At 59.9% G+C, this 13,850-nt stretch carries 10 protein-coding genes; 4 read left to right on the forward strand and 6 right to left on the reverse strand.

Translation table 11 applies throughout. The features are described from left to right. Window positions 1-26 precede the first annotated feature (26 nt). From QRN48_RS19800 to QRN48_RS19810, 3 genes are all read right to left on the reverse strand, one after another. On the reverse strand, window positions 27-2,453 hold the full coding sequence (locus QRN48_RS19800; protein ID WP_285352615.1) for a glucose/quinate/shikimate family membrane-bound PQQ-dependent dehydrogenase: 2,427 nt from the start codon (window positions 2,451-2,453) through the stop codon (window positions 27-29). Window positions 2,454-2,612: 159 nt separating this feature from the next. Further along, on the reverse strand, window positions 2,613-3,983 hold the full coding sequence (locus QRN48_RS19805) for a carbohydrate porin (protein ID WP_502944643.1): 1,371 nt from the start codon (window positions 3,981-3,983) through the stop codon (window positions 2,613-2,615). 470 nt (window positions 3,984-4,453) lie between these two features. After that, the gene (locus QRN48_RS19810; RefSeq protein ID WP_285352617.1) at window positions 4,454-6,484 is read right to left on the reverse strand and encodes a TonB-dependent receptor; all 2,031 of its coding nucleotides are present in this window, start codon (window positions 6,482-6,484) and stop codon (window positions 4,454-4,456) included. 181 nt (window positions 6,485-6,665) lie between these two features. Here QRN48_RS19810 and QRN48_RS19815 point away from each other — a divergent pair, with 181 nt between their 5' ends. After that, the gene (locus tag QRN48_RS19815; protein WP_037014308.1) at window positions 6,666-6,893 is read left to right on the forward strand and encodes a VF530 family protein; all 228 of its coding nucleotides are present in this window, start codon (window positions 6,666-6,668) and stop codon (window positions 6,891-6,893) included. Window positions 6,894-6,926: 33 nt separating this feature from the next. Then, complete coding sequence (locus QRN48_RS19820) at window positions 6,927-7,589, forward strand: Pr6Pr family membrane protein (RefSeq protein ID WP_285352619.1); 663 nt, start codon at window positions 6,927-6,929, stop codon at window positions 7,587-7,589. A 341-nt stretch (window positions 7,590-7,930) separates the two neighbouring features. Here the strand turns inward: QRN48_RS19820 and QRN48_RS19825 are convergent, their stop codons facing one another. The 3 genes from QRN48_RS19825 to QRN48_RS19835 all read right to left on the reverse strand — a co-directional run bounded on the left by QRN48_RS19825 (window position 7,931) and on the right by QRN48_RS19835 (window position 12,533). Next, window positions 7,931-8,701, reverse strand: coding sequence for a siderophore-interacting protein (locus QRN48_RS19825; RefSeq protein ID WP_191943059.1), 771 nt, complete (start codon window positions 8,699-8,701; stop codon window positions 7,931-7,933). Further along, on the reverse strand, window positions 8,698-9,300 hold the full coding sequence (locus QRN48_RS19830) for a PadR family transcriptional regulator (protein ID WP_191943060.1): 603 nt from the start codon (window positions 9,298-9,300) through the stop codon (window positions 8,698-8,700). The genes QRN48_RS19825 and QRN48_RS19830 overlap by 4 nt, the downstream gene beginning before the upstream one ends. Window positions 9,301-9,410: 110 nt before the next feature. Continuing rightward, window positions 9,411-12,533, reverse strand: a complete 3,123-nt coding sequence (locus tag QRN48_RS19835; RefSeq protein ID WP_285352624.1) for a transglycosylase domain-containing protein — start codon at window positions 12,531-12,533, stop codon at window positions 9,411-9,413. Between the two features lie 347 nt (window positions 12,534-12,880). Here QRN48_RS19835 and QRN48_RS19840 point away from each other — a divergent pair, with 347 nt between their 5' ends. Then, complete coding sequence (locus QRN48_RS19840) at window positions 12,881-13,375, forward strand: hypothetical protein (protein WP_285352626.1); 495 nt, start codon at window positions 12,881-12,883, stop codon at window positions 13,373-13,375. Next, window positions 13,278-13,817, forward strand: coding sequence for a hypothetical protein (locus QRN48_RS19845; RefSeq protein ID WP_285352628.1), 540 nt, complete (start codon window positions 13,278-13,280; stop codon window positions 13,815-13,817). Before QRN48_RS19840 ends, QRN48_RS19845 begins: the two co-directional genes overlap by 98 nt. The last annotated feature ends 33 nt before the right edge of the window (window positions 13,818-13,850 follow it).

Raw genomic sequence — 13,850 nt, forward strand, 5'->3', positions numbered from 1 at the left:
CCTTTCGCGTTACGGCGGAGGAGCAATCAGTCCGGCAGCTTGTAGGCGATGACGTAATCGCCCTGCTTGGTGCCCAGTGAGCCATGACCGCCGGCAACGACCAGCACGTATTGCTTGCCGTCCTTGCCGGTGTACGTCATCGGCGTGGTCTGAGCGCCTGCAGGGAGACGGCCTTCCCACAGCTGCTTGCCATTACGTACGTCGTAGGCGCGCAGGTACTGGTCCAGCGTTGCGCTGAGGAACGACACGCCGCTGGCGGTGATGAACGTACCGCCCAGGCTTGGCACGCCCATGGTCAGCGGGATCGGAACCGGCGAGCTGTCGCGCACGGTGCCGTTTTTGTGTTTCCAGATGGTCTGGTGGGTGGTCAGATCGACCGCCGCCACGTAACCCCAGGCCGGTGCCTGGCACGGCAGGCCCATCGGCGACAGCAGCGCTTCAAGAATCACACCGTACGGTGCGCCTTTGTTCGGTTGCACGCCTTCGGTTTCGCTCTTGCGGCCCGGGCCGCCTTCGACTTCGGCTGCCGGCACCAGTTTGGAACGGAATGCCATGTAGCTCGGGTTGACGAATGCGATCTGGCGCACTGGGTCGACCGAAATGCCGCCCCAGTCAAACACGCCGAAGTTGCCTGGATAGACCAGCGAGCCTTGCAGCGAAGGCGGTGTGAACGGGCCTTCGTAGCGCAGCGATTTGAAATCGATTCGGCACAGCATCTGGTCAAACGGCGTGACGCCCCACATGTCGCGCTCTTTCAGCGGTGGCGGCATGAAGTTCAGGTCGGATTTGGGTTGGGTCGCCGAAGTGTGATCGCCCGCCACCGCGCCCTGCGGAACAGGGATTTCGTTGATCGGCACGATGGGCTGACCGTTGCTGCGGTCCAGCACATAGATGCTGCCTTGCTTGGTCGACGCCAGCACGGCCGGCTTCACGCCGTCAGCGGTTTTCATGTCCATGAGCGTTGGCTGACCGCCGACGTCCATGTCCCACAGGTCATGATGAGTGAACTGGAAATTCCATTTCACGTGACCAGTGGCGATGTCCAGCGCGACCAGGCCGGCACTGAATTTCTCCGACGCCTCGGTGCGGTTGCCGCCCCACTGGTCAGGCATCTGGTTGCCCATTGGCAGGTAGAGCATGCCCAGCTTCTCATCGACACTGAACATCGACCACATGTTGGGCGAGTTGCGGGTGTAAGTCTTGCCCTCGGCAAGCGGCGTGGTGTCGTCCGGGTTGCCGCTGTCCCAGTTCCAGACCAGACGGCCGGTGTGCACGTCAAACGCGCGGATGACGCCCGAAGGTTCGTCAACGGAGACGTTGTCGGTAACGTGCCCGCCAATGACCACGAGATCTTTGGTCACCGCCGGTGGCGACGTGGAGTAGTAACCGCCCGGTGCGTACGTGCCGATGTTGGCGCTTAGGTCGATCGAGCCGTGGTCGCCGAAGTCTTCGCACATCTTGCCGGTGTCGGCGTTCAGCGCGATCAAACGGGTGTCGGCGGTCGGCAGGAAGATACGGCGCGGGCAGGCATTGGCTGTGCTGGCAGGCGCTGCAGAGACCGGGCTTTGCGCAGGTGCGCCAGCATCAGTGGCTGCGGCGTAGGCGGCGTCATCGTGATACGACACACCACGGCAGGTCATGTGCGCCCAACCCTTGAAGTCGGCTGCTTTACCGCTGCTGATCTTCGGATCGAAACGCCAGATTTCCTTGCCGGAGTCCGGATCCAGCGCAATCACCTGGCTGTGCGGCGTGCAGACATACAGCATGCCGTTGACTTTCAGCGGGGTGTTTTCGGCCGTGGTTTCGCCCGGATCGTTAGGGCCGGGAATGTCGCCGGTGCGGTAAGTCCACGCCGGGACCAGCTTGCTGACGTTGTCCGGGGTGATCTGCGACAGCGGCGAGTAGCGATCGCCGAACGCCGTGCGGCCGTAGGACTGCCAGTCACCGTCCGGCATGGCCGGGGCAGCGCTGGTGGTGCCAGCGGTTTCGCGGTCCAGCTCACCCTTGATTTCACCGGGGTGGGTGAACTGGCTGGCCAGCGCGGCGATGCCGGCGATGATGACCGCAGCACTCAGCGCGCGGGTGCCGGCATCGCCTGTCTGGCCACGCATGACCGGACGGCGGAACCAGGGCAGCAGCATCACGATGCCCAGTGCAAACCAGAGCGCCAGACGCGGCACCAGTTGCCACCAATCCAGGCCCACTTCCCACAGGGCCCAGACGGTGCTGGCGAACAGCACCAGTGCGTACAGACCGAACGCCGCGCGGCGCCCCATCATTAGCAGAACGCCGGTGATGGCAAAACCGACGCCCGCCAGCACGTAATAAAGCGACCCGCCGAGCGTGAGCAGTTTGACGCCCCCGACCAGCAGGATCAGGCCCATTATCAGAATCACCAGCCCGAGCAAACTCGGCAGCAGGCGACCCTTACCCAAAGCACCCTCAGTGCTCATAGTGTCTTACTCCGTAACGATGTGGTGGTTAACGCGTGTTGGCTCAGGGGCGCAGCGGTGTCGGCCTTGCCCTTGTGCCAGTGTCTTGATGGGGTGAAGCGTGATCGGCCGCCGAGCGAGGCAGGCCGATCAGAGCCTGGATGACTGAAGCCCGGGGGATCAGAAGGAAGACTGCACCTTCAGTCCGGCGACCAGTGCGTCATCGACCTGATTCACGCCACCGGGATGACGAATGAACTGCAGGTTCGGGCGCACGGTGAGCCACTTGGCAACGTGCACGCCGTAGTACACCTCGGCGTTGTATTCGGTGTCCTGAACCGGCAGGAACGCAGGATCGTTGTAGTCATACAGGCCCTCGGCCTGATTGCGCAGGTTGAGGTTCTTGCGATACGCCGGGTTGACGTGGATGCGGCTGATGCCCACGCCGATGTCATCCTCGGGGCGTGCATCGAACGGGCCCTTGTACGTCGCGCCAAGGGCAACGAAGTTGTCGATCATGTTGGTTTTCTTGTCATGCAGCGTGCCGTTGGCGAACAGGCTCAAACCGCGGCTGTCGTCGCTGGCCTGGCGGGTGACTTGCTGGCGCAGAGTCAGCCACATGCCGTGTTTGCTGGAGGAGGGCGCGTAGTCGTCACCGCTCAATGCGGCATAGCGGCCGTTGCTGTCTTTGTAGACATCGCTGCTGTCGGCGGTGCTGTAGTAATAGCCGGCACGGTACTCGCCCGGCAGGCCATTGACCTTCGGCGACCACACCACTTCGACGGGCAGTACCGCGCCTTGGGTGCCACTGCCGCTGAGCTTGAAGGCGTTGTCGTTTTCCAGGTTCGACGGGTTTTGTTCGAACGCTCCGATCTGTACAAACAGTTCCGGGTTGAGCTGGTATTTGACGCGCATCGCCCATTGGCTGATCGGCCAGTTGTACCAGATGCCGCCGCCCCAGTTGCCCACCTGAGAACCGCACAGCGCCAGGTTCTGAAAGTCGCACGGGAAGGTGTTGAAATCCTCGCCCTCGTTGAATCGGCCGACTTTCACGCTGAGGGCTTGATCGAGGAATTGCTGCTGATACCAGAGATCGGTCAGGCGAGTGACGCTGCCTCGGCCCCAGACTTCCTGAGAGGACGAAATGGTGCCGCTGCGCGGGTCACCGACCCGGTCGTTGCTGATGTTGTCGCCGTTGCGGTTGGTCAGGGTCAGCTGAAACTCGGCGTCCTGCCAGCCCAGAATCTTCTGCAGGTCCATGTGGGCACCCAGGGCGAACTGGTCGCTGTAACGGGTTGCCTTGTCATGGTTGTAACCGCCGTGCAGGTTGGACCCGACCTCGACGACCGAATCGATTTTGAAGTCGTAACCCTGTTCAGACAGCTCACCGCGCTTGCCGCCCCAATCCCCAAGCATCCATGGCGAAGCGCTGTCGAACGCAGACGCGGCACCCGCGCTGGTCGCGATTCCGAGCATCGCAAAACCGAGGGCGCTGGCACGGCGGAGGGCACGAGAGGATGGGGAGGTCGAATAGTCAGGATGGCTGGACATAAGGCGTAAGGTCTTTTTGAGTTATTCGTGAGCAATCGGCAAGCCGCTCGCAACGCTTGCAGGAGCCTGTTGCGGGGCTTCAACAACGACGAGTTAAACGGTTCAGCGTTTAGGGCGGCGATGATAGGACGCTAACGATTTTTTAAAAAGTCGAATTTGCGACATGGATCGTTGCCATTGGCGTAACAGTACGGCCAGCGTCAGGCAGCGCTATCTCTTTGGTGGGGTATGAGGTTGCCGATTTTGCAGTGTGTTTTGAATGTGCGGATTCTTGTCTGCAGGGCATTAATCGGCGTTTAAGAGCGGAAGACGGCGGTGTAGGACGTGGACGGCCTGGAGGGCAGAAGCGGACCTTGGGTCCGCGCGATGACGCGTTAAATATCAGTGCCGTTCGGTGGGCTGGGTTTGACCAGCCACCGAACGCCTGGTTTGCGCATGGCACATGCGCGCAGAGCATATCAGCGCAGCGATCAGAAGGTCGTGCGCAGGCCTACTTCAACGCTGCGGCCCTGAGCCGGTGCAATGTCACGCAGGATCGAGCTGGCGTAGCGCACGGTTTGATTGGTCAGGTTCTCGCCCGTGACGAATGCCAGCCACTGACTCCCGCCAACGTTGAAGGTATAACCCGCGCTGGCGCCGAGTGTGGTGTAGCCGTCGGTACCCGTTTCGTTATCGGGCACACGCCCCTGAGAGGCAGCGTGTTCGACATCGATACGCGCTTGCCACCTGTCCAGCTCCCACAGCAATCCGCTGTTCAATCGCAGCGGGGCAATGCGCGGCAGGGCTTCTCCGGTATCGAGGTTCGTAGCGCGGGTGTAATCGCCGGACAGCTCCAACGCCAGGCTGCCGTAACGGCTTTCCCCCAGTTTCCAGTGGTCTTGTGCTTCAAACCCGGCAAACCGGGCACGCACCCCCGAGTAGGTGTATTCGGGGATGCCGTCGGCATCGTCTTCGCCGTCGTCGTTCAATGTACGACCGCTGCCCAACAAGCCGATGTAGTTGGAGAACCGGCTATAGAACACGCCAAAACTGCCTTTGTGCGTGCCGTTGTCAAAGCGCAGCGCCAGGTCACTGGAGACGGCTTTCTCTTTCGACAAGCCAGCATCACCGACTTCGTACGTGCCGGTGGCGACGTGGGCGCCATTGGCGTAGAGCTCGTAAAACGTCGGCGCGCGTTCGGTATAGCCGAGCGTGGCTGCGAGCGACCAGATGGGCGTCAGCGTATAGACCGCCCCGGACGAGACACTGCCCGCCGTGAAGCTGTTCGAGCCTTTGGCGTTGGCGAAGCGATCGTTGCCTTTGTCGTCAGGATCCACCGTGGTGTGCTCGATCCGGCCGCCCAGGCTTAGCTTCAGGCGCTCTGTTGCCTGGAGTTCTTCCAGGATGAAGAGGGCGCCGCTGTCGGTGTCGGTCTGCGGCACGAAGGCTTCTTCGCCCAGCGCCGAAAACTCACTGCGCGTGACCTGGGCGCCGACGATCCCTTCAAGCGGGCCAATCGGTTGGTGCCGCGCTTCGACGCGTGCCTCGTAACCCTTGTTCTTGAACGTGGTGCCGACTTCGCCGTCTTCGATCTCCATGTGCTTGTAGTCGGTGTAGCCGGCGTCGAGCTTGACCGAGGTGAACGGCCCCGAGAGATTGCGCATTTCGGAGGCGAACGCGTAGTGATCCTGCTGCATGCGGATGCGCACGCCCTGCTCGGCGGGCGAACCATAATTGGAATCGTAGTTGCTGTAGGAAAGCCCTGCGTAACCATCGTCCCACGTGTACGAACCGCCGACGGCGCCGCCGTCCTGTCGCCCATCGCTGTTGCCGAGGCGGTGCTTTTTGTCGCCATCTTCCGGGTTGCGTGCGCGCTCGTCAGCGGTGCGGGCGAAGCCCGGAATCTTCAGGTCATTGAACTCACGGGCATTGGTATCCAGGTGCAAGGCGAAAGTGCCGTTGCCCGCTTCCAGCTTCCCGGCGCTGCTGCGCGTGGTGTCGGCCCCGCCGTAGCGCAGTTCGCCCGCACCGTGGATGCCCTCGATGGCTTCGATGGGGATGCGATTATCGAAGGTGTTGACCACGCCGCCGATGGCGCTGCCGCCGTAGAGCAACGCGGCGGGCCCGCGAACGATCTCGATGCGCTCAACATTGACCGGGTCCAGTGGTACGGCGTGATCGTAGGAAAGCGATGAAGCGTCCAGCGCGCCAACACCGTTGCGCAACAGACGAATCCGGTCACCATCCAGCCCCCTGATAATCGGGCGGCTCGCACCCGGCCCGAAGTAAGAAGAGGAGACGCCGGGCTGCTTGTTCAACGTCTCGCCCAGGCTGCCTTTTTGCTGCAGGGTCAGCGCGTCGCCGGTCAGCACTGTGCTGGGCGAGGCCAATTGATCGCTGCCCAGCGGATTGGCGGTGATGGTTTGCTGTTCAAGTTCTATCGCGTAGGCCGGCGAGGTAAACAGCAATGCAGCCGCGAGGGGCTTCAAGCGCCACGGTCGGGCTTGGGTTTGACGGGACATGCAGCACTTCCTTGAGGATTTAAAATGCAGAGCATGTAATTGTTATAACGTAACAAAATAAAAGCAATCTTTTTGCTGCAACACGTTGACTGCCCCCTACAGCCCTTCACACCTTTCATCGCGTCCGTTATGGTGCGCAGCTCGCTTAACCGTCCCGTCAATCCGCGTCCACAGGCCTGTCATGACCACACCCGATAACAATCCCCTGCACGGCGTAACCCTGGAGCAGATTCTCATTGCGCTGGTCGAGCATTACGAGTGGACCGGCCTTGCCGAGCGGATTGACATTCGCTGCTTTAAAAGCGATCCGAGTATCAAATCCAGCCTGACGTTCTTGCGCAAGACGCCTTGGGCGCGTGAGAAGGTCGAAGCGTTGTACATCAAACTCGCGCGCACCAAGCGACCGTGATGCCATTCGCCGGTCATCCGGGATCTGATTGAAATGCCCAGTGCACCGTTGGATACGTTTAAAGGCCGGCGCGGCTTCGTAACCATCGCCGCTTGCCTCGGCTGGTTCGGGCTCGCGGTGCAGCTGTACCTGATTCTGTGGGGGCGATGGGTCGACGGCGCCAGCCTTCTCGGCGGGCTGGTGCGCTTTTGCAGCTTCTTCACGGTGGTGACGAACACGCTGGTGGCGGTGGCACTGAGTTGCGCGATCAGTGAGCGAGACTCGGCCGGGTATCGGTTTTTTCGATCCCCGGCCGTATGCGCCGGGATCACCACAAGCATCGTATTGGTGAGCCTGGCGTATAACCTGCTGCTGCGCCATTTGTGGACGCCGCAAGGGTGGCAGTGGATCGCTGACGAGTTACTGCACGACATCATGCCGGCGCTGTTTGTGGCCTATTGGTTGTTCTTCTTGCCCAAAGGCACGGTAAGCGTGCGCCATGTGTTGCTGTGGACGCTGTATCCCATCGTCTACTTCGGCTATTTGCTGCTGCGCGGGAACGCTTTTGGCGATTACCTTTATCCATTTCTGGACATCGGCACCCTGGGCTTCGTCAAAGCAATGACCAATGCGCTGGGCGTGCTGGCGGGGTTTATGGGCATCGGGCTCATCGTCTTCCTGATCGACAGGGCATTTGGGCGCAAAGCGCATTCGTAGGCCTGATAGCTGACCCGATCACGGCGGAGAGTATTGCTGTCTCCAGACCACAAGACGACTATAGGAGCCGGCGTGCGGGCGAATGCTACGGATCAGGCGCATATGCGGCATTTGTAGCGAATATGCCGGCCTCTTCGCGGGCAAGCGCGCTCCTACAGTTTGATGCGTTTGCCCATGTTCTCGGATTATGCCTAGATCAAACTGTAGGAGCCGGCTTGCTGGCGAACCCGGCGGGTCAGGCAAAGATGCGGCAGTTTTAGCGGAAATCCCGGCCTTTTCGCAGGCAAGCGCGCTCCTACAGGCCGTCATCGTTATCCCCGGCATTTCCTCTTACCGGCACATCATTCCTCGTCCGTACCGTCTGCGCGCCAGTAGCCGGCGGCTTTGATCGTCGCTTCGTCCAGCTTGAGTTCATCGAGCAGCACGCGCCGAAGCTTGCGCGAGAGGGAGGATTCAGTTGCGACCCAGGCATAGAGATCGCCTGCCGGCAGATTTAGCTGGCGCGTGACTTCAAGCAAGTCCTGCTCGCCGCGCACCACCCAGATCACTTCCACCTGCGCCTGGCTGTGCAGCGTCTGACGCTCGGCCGCGTTGTCTATTTCAACCACCACCAGCGCCTTGCGATTGGCCGGTAACGCTTCCAGCCGTCGACCGATGGCGGGCAGGGCGGTTTCGTCGCCGATCAGCAGATAACTGTCGAACATGTCGGGCACGATCATTGAGCCGCGAGGGCCGGCAATATTCAGCGTCTGCCCGGCTTCGGCCTGTGCCGCCCAGGTTGCTGCCGGACCGTCGCCATGCAGGACGAAATCGATGTCCAGTTCGCCGGTTTGCGGATCGTATCGTCGAGGCGTGTAGTCGCGCATCGCCGGACGCGGACCTTCGCCGTTTTGCAGCGGCGCTTCACTGTCCAGCGCGACTTGTTCTTCGGGCGTGGTGGCGAACAACAATTTGACGTGATCATCGGTCCCCAAGCTGATGAATCCGACCAGCTCCGGCCCATGCAGGGTGACCCGACGCATGCGCGGGGTGATGTCCGTCACCCTGAGCACTTGCAGCTTGCGGCGTTTGATCTCATGACTGACACGATGAATTCCGTGCGGTGCATTCATTCCGATTTCTCCGAAACAGCTTGTTGAGCATCGACGATGGCTTTCGCCGTGTCGTTGAGCAGATCACGTACGCGCAGAATCTCTTCCGGGTTCCAACGGCCATGGTGCATTTGCAGCGCGTGACGCAGGTTGTGCACCGCCTCATGGATTTCCGGCGGGCGGTCGTGCCCGCGTAGCGAGCGCTTGCTGACCTCGATGCGCATTTTCACGCCATCCAGCGCGACAGCTTGTTCGGTCAGGAATTGCTGACCGGCAGGGGTGATGCGATAGCGTTTCTTGCCGCCGTCGGCATCGCCCTGGATCAGCTCGCTTTCTTCCAGAAAGGTCAGGGTCGGATAAATCACGCCCGGGCTGGGGCTGTAGGCGCCGTCGAACAACGCTTCTATCTGACGAATCAAGTCGTAGCCGTGGCAGGGCTGATCGGCAATCAACGCCAGCAGCATCAGTTTCAAATCGCCTGGCGCAAATACCCGTGGCCCCCGGCCCCCGCGTTCACGACCGGTGCGCTTTTCAAAACCGTCGCGGGCATCACCCGACTCGCCAAAATGCGGGCCCGGATGAGGACGGTGGTGGGGATGATCATGTGGATGGTCTTTCATTTTTGGTGCCTCTGGTTACTCGTTAGATATACCTTAAGATATATCTTAATATTTCTGCAAGACGCGATAAGACGAACGGCACAGCCGGTTCCGCGTACACAGAGAAGGGATTACAAGCGTGAGGCGACCTGGGAGGTGCCTGGCGCTTTGCATTGCGTGAAGGTGCCCGGCTGCAGGTAGGGATTGAGGATCGGCGCCATGCCCTTGAGGACTTGCACCGGAAGTGCGGAGGTGAACTTGAAGCTCTCGGCAGCGCGTCCCGGCACGTAAGCGGTCAGCGTGCCGTAATGGTTATCGCCGATGAAAAACACGAAAGTGGCGGTCCGGTTGATGGCCTTGGATGCCAGGATCCTCCCGCCGGTGCCGACACTTTCGATGCGGTTGTCGCCGGTGCCGGTTTTGCCGCCCATGGCCAGCACGCCGCCGTCCAGTGTTCTAAAGCTGCCGGAAACGCGTCTGGCGGTGCCGGCATCGACCACTTGCGAAAGCGCCTCGCGCATCGCGGCGGCGACCTCCGACGGCATAACCCGTTTGCCCATGTCGGGGTTGTTGATCAGCCGCGTCTCGTATGGCGTGTTGGCGGCGAAGTGCAGGCTGTCGATCCGCAACACCGGCAGGCGGATGCCGTCGTTCTGGATGATGCCGATGAGTTCGGCCAGTGCAGCGGGCCGATCGCCAGAGCTGCCGATCGCGGTGGCCAGCGAGGGCACCAGATGATCAAACGGATAACCCACTTGCTGCCAGCGCTGGTGGATGTCCAGAAACGCTTCGATCTCCAGCATGGTCCGGATACGACTGTCGCGCGCACGCTTGTGCTGGCTCTTGAACAGCCAGCTGTAGACTTCCTGACGCTCGAAGCGGCTGGCGGCCACGGCATCCTTGAACTTGGCGTCCGGGTTTTGCAGCAGATAACCCACAAGCCACAGATCCAGCGGGTGGACGCGTGCCACGTAGCCCTGATCGGGCAGGTCGAACTTGCCGGGGCCATACGCGTAATACAGTTCGTCCAGACGCTTTTCGGTCAGCATCGTTTTGCTTTTCTCACCCGCCATGTGCGCCCGAATAAATGCATTGAAAGCGCTTTGCGTCGCCTCCGGCAGCAAATAACGATGCACGGCGGCAAGTCGGCTCGCGGCAGGATGCACGCCGTCGAGAAACGTATCGAGCCGTTCCTGAGTGGATTTATTCTTGTAGCGTTTCCAGAAGCGCAGCAGGAACGATTTGCCCTCACGATCGGCGAACTCGGCCAGATACTCCTGACGCCTGGGATCGCTGTCGTCCTTGAGCAGCACGGCGCTGTTGTTGGGCCCCTGATACGTGGTGTAGCGCACCAGATCGCGCATCAGGCGTATGAACGGTAGGTTGATCGACTCGCGCAACGCTTCGCGAAGTGTCGGATTGCGCGCGTTGTCTTCCCGGCGAAAGTTGTTGAAATGATGCAGGCCGCCCCCGGTAAAAAAGCTCTCGGCGGGACTGGCCGAATATTGGCGGTCCAGGGCGGCGGCAAGCATCTTCGAGAGATCCCGGTCGCTGTTCTGAACCAGGTACTCCAGCGCCCAGCGGCTGAGCTGGTCGGACGCCTCGACCGGCACTTTTCGCAGTGCGCTGACGGACTGATCGGCGTACCGGTCATGCAGTTCGGCAATGACCTGCAAATACGTCGTCATCACCCGCATCTTGGCGGTCGAGCCCAACTCCAGTTTACTGCCCTCGTTGATATCAAACGGCTGGTCGGTGCTGTCGGTTTGCACCCGAACCCGCGAGCCATCCGGATCGCGCTCGAACAAGGTAAAGCTGTAGCGCACCGCCTGGGTGCTGGCAGGCGTCAACAAATGTTCGCCGATCAAACCCAACTGGCCAGCGACCGCCGGATCGGCAAGCCCTCGCAGGTATTGGCCGACGCTGACCTGCAGGTCGTTTTGCAAGGTGCTGGTCGCCGAGAGGTCGAGCCGGTCGAGGTCGTACAGTGATCGATTGAGCAGGTTGGACAAGCGCGTGCGCGCAACCGTGATGCCTTTATTGCTCTCCACAGGTTGCACGGTAGGTTGCTGCATCCAGTCGCGATAGGTCACTTTCGCCGCCAGCGCGGCGTTGGCCAGCGGCGGGTTAATCACGTTGTTTTGTGCGAGTACGCGCAGATGGCTGTCAGTCAATTCCGCCAGCTCGCTGCGCCCCTTTGCCAGAAAATGCGAAGGCCTGCGCTGTGCTATCACCAGAGACAAGACTTCGCGCAGCGCCAGTCCTTGTGCCGCAAGGGTTTTTTCGTCTGCTGCACTCGTGGCCAACAGTTGGTTGGTGCGATCAAAATCAGCGCCGTACCAGACCCGCAAGCCTTCCGCCATGCCGTGCACTTCGCCATGACCGGGCACGGCCGACAGCGGCACGCTGTTGAGATAATCGCGCACCACCCGCTGCCGTGCTTCAAGGGTCTGCTGCCCGGGTTGATAAGCGCGAACGCTGGCTGAGATCATCTGACGGATCTTTTCACTGCCCGACAATGTCAGGCCGTCCGGCGAGTGCCGGTATTTTTCCAGCTGCGTCGCCAGCGTGCTGCCCCCCGCCGATTGCCCAGGCAGGCCTACCACTTTGGCAACCTGAGACAGCGCTGCTTTCAGAAACCTTGGCCAATCCACGGCCGGGTTCGCCAGCGGACGGCGGTCATCCAGCAGGTCGCGGTTCTCGATGAACAACAGGCTGTTGACCAGCACCGGCGGAATTGCGGCGAAGGTGGGGTACAGCTGCTGGGGGTAGGTGTACTGATAAAGCGGTTCGGCGCGGCAATCGTAAATCGTCAGGCCTGATTGGATTTTTTCCTCATACGGCACGAAAAAGCCGCGTTTAACGTAGGCCAATAAATCGGGAGAGAATCGCGCCTGGGCACTGATCAGATAATCGCGCTTGAGCAGGCGCGGCAGAAACTCGTCCAGCGCCGAGTAGCCGAGACGTTTGTCAAAAGGCCCGTCGCCGGGGTAAACAATCGCCGCACTTGGCCCAGTCTCGACGCGGTAACTCAAGCCTTCAGCAAGTTGGCTGAACCCGCGCGCCTGCAATCGCGAGCTGCGCACCTCCGTCGACACCACAAAGCCCAGAATCACCGCCGCCCCAAGCACCGCCACCAGCAAGAACCGCCACACGTAGCGGCGGGGGCGGGCATTGCCTGGCACTGATCCGTTCCCCTGACTGTCAGCCTTCACCGCAGCCTTTTTCGTATCGGAATGCCAAAAAGCGCCCATATCGTCAGCCCGGTCAAACCTGCACGTCGCACTTGGTAGAAGCGTAGACGCTGGTTAAGGGCGGGGAAGGGTTTGTGGTTGACGCTCCGTCGGTTCTTTGAGGAAAGGGATTTGAAGCATCCCGGCCGCCAAATACGTTCCTAGGTCGCGTCAGATTTAGCTTGGACCTCCCGCGCCCGGACGGTGATTGATCATCTCCCCAATAAGCCCCCTTACGGGAAAGACTCCATTGTAGGAAAGCTCTTGTTTTTGGGTTCGTCAGTTGACCTGTATCTATTGAGATAGTTACTTCCTCTTGTCACGCCTGAATGGGTGGCGCAAAAAACTTTCTAAAAGAGGACAAAGCTATGAGCAGAAAATTACTTTTGAATGGCCTGTTAAACTTAATTTTTGTATCTTGCGTCTGTACGTTCACTGCGCCTGCTGGCGCGCAGTCGGCCTCAACCATTGAATCTTATACCGCGGGGTTGGCAGAAAAAATTTCCGAGGTTCATGAAGACGGAGAGATAGTTCTCACGGTATTAGCGGATCAAACGCATGTTTTGAAGGCGGTGCTGAAAAGCAAAACCGCCGTTCACTACTACAGTTTTACCTCTGTAAGAGGGCAGGATGTAATCGTGACTGGCGTGCCAGAGACGTCGGGCGCTTCCTTTTGGATTCTAGAGTACTTCGATGGTGTTAGGTGGTTGGAAAAACCTGAATCTGAAGAAAAATTCTCCAGCTTGATGCCTGGAACTGAGGTGCTTGTCAAAGTTTCTCACCGGCAAGATGTCTCTTTTTCTGGACGGCCTTACCATTTGGCAATCGGGTCTTATCCCTGTATTGAAGGAATTCAAATTTAGCGACGAACTCGGCGTTAAAAGAATTCCTTCGGGCCATACCGAACCTTCATGGATTGAGACTCAGGGCTATGCCCAAGGAATTTTGACTGCAAGATTCACTGACTCTGTCGGGGCGCCGCTAAAAGGTGCTGTCGGACGGTTCGTGCTTAGCCTTAAGGCATCCAGAATCCGGCCGGTGGTTGAGCACGTGACGAGTGACGAGCACGGCGTCGCCACAAAAGTCGTCAACTTTGATCGCTGTGCTGGAGGGCACGAGGCCCAGGATTATGTCAGGTACGATCATGGCGTTAACACGTGGAGGAGTTATTACTATGTTGGGGTTTATATATTCTCAAACTTCTTACTGGGCGCTCAAGGGAACGTAGAAGCTAATAAAGATTTTCGGCTGTTTGGTCATATCTGCAAGCAGCGGTTAATCAAAAGCGTTCCTGGTCCAGCCTGATGATTGAGACTTGGCTGGTCACTGACCAGCCAA

It is taken from the genome of Pseudomonas sp. ME-P-057 (assembly GCF_030208975.1).
GTDB lineage: Bacteria > Pseudomonadota > Gammaproteobacteria > Pseudomonadales > Pseudomonadaceae > Aquipseudomonas > Aquipseudomonas lutea.

What these genes read in the sequence shown, in the direction of transcription:
- QRN48_RS19800 (WP_285352615.1), bottom strand. Translation starts at nt 2,453, where the DNA reads ATGAGCACTGAGGGTGCTTTGGGTAAGGGTCGCCTGCTGCCGAGTTTG.
- QRN48_RS19805 (WP_502944643.1), bottom strand. Translation starts at nt 3,983, where the DNA reads ATGTCCAGCCATCCTGACTATTCGACCTCCCCATCCTCTCGTGCCCTC.
- QRN48_RS19810 (WP_285352617.1), bottom strand. Translation starts at nt 6,484, where the DNA reads ATGTCCCGTCAAACCCAAGCCCGACCGTGGCGCTTGAAGCCCCTCGCG.
- QRN48_RS19815 (WP_037014308.1), top strand. Translation starts at nt 6,666, where the DNA reads ATGACCACACCCGATAACAATCCCCTGCACGGCGTAACCCTGGAGCAG.
- QRN48_RS19820 (WP_285352619.1), top strand. Translation starts at nt 6,927, where the DNA reads ATGCCCAGTGCACCGTTGGATACGTTTAAAGGCCGGCGCGGCTTCGTA.
- QRN48_RS19825 (WP_191943059.1), bottom strand. Translation starts at nt 8,701, where the DNA reads ATGAATGCACCGCACGGAATTCATCGTGTCAGTCATGAGATCAAACGC.
- QRN48_RS19830 (WP_191943060.1), bottom strand. Translation starts at nt 9,300, where the DNA reads ATGAAAGACCATCCACATGATCATCCCCACCACCGTCCTCATCCGGGC.
- QRN48_RS19835 (WP_285352624.1), bottom strand. Translation starts at nt 12,533, where the DNA reads ATGGGCGCTTTTTGGCATTCCGATACGAAAAAGGCTGCGGTGAAGGCT.
- QRN48_RS19840 (WP_285352626.1), top strand. Translation starts at nt 12,881, where the DNA reads ATGAGCAGAAAATTACTTTTGAATGGCCTGTTAAACTTAATTTTTGTA.